Origin of the sequence: Streptomyces beijiangensis (assembly GCF_017315755.1) — a bacterium.
GTDB lineage: Bacteria > Actinomycetota > Actinomycetes > Streptomycetales > Streptomycetaceae > Streptomyces > Streptomyces beijiangensis.
This window is the reverse complement of the sequence record NZ_JAFLRJ010001248.1, coordinates 1-209: the sequence shown is the minus strand read 5'-3', so window position 1 is coordinate 209 and position 209 is coordinate 1. Positions and strand designations below refer to the sequence as shown.

1 protein-coding gene is annotated in these 209 nt (G+C 63.2%); it reads left to right on the top strand.

The features are described 5' to 3' along the window. Positions 1-209 (top strand): VOC family protein (locus J0695_RS41370; RefSeq protein ID WP_505383645.1); only part of this gene is annotated, 209 nt, incomplete at both ends.

Here is a 209-nt window from a genome sequence, read left to right as displayed (position 1 = left end):
ACCGAGAACGGCGTCACCCTCGATTTCGCGAACATCCCCGCCGAATCGATCGTCCCGCAGCATTACGCCTTCCTCGTACCCGAGGAGGACTTCGACGGGATCTTCGACCGGATGAAGACCACCCGCGTCGACTGGTTCGCCGATCCGCACCGGATGCACCCCAGCGAGATCAACCACAACGACGGCGGCCGCGGGGTCGATGAAGTAGA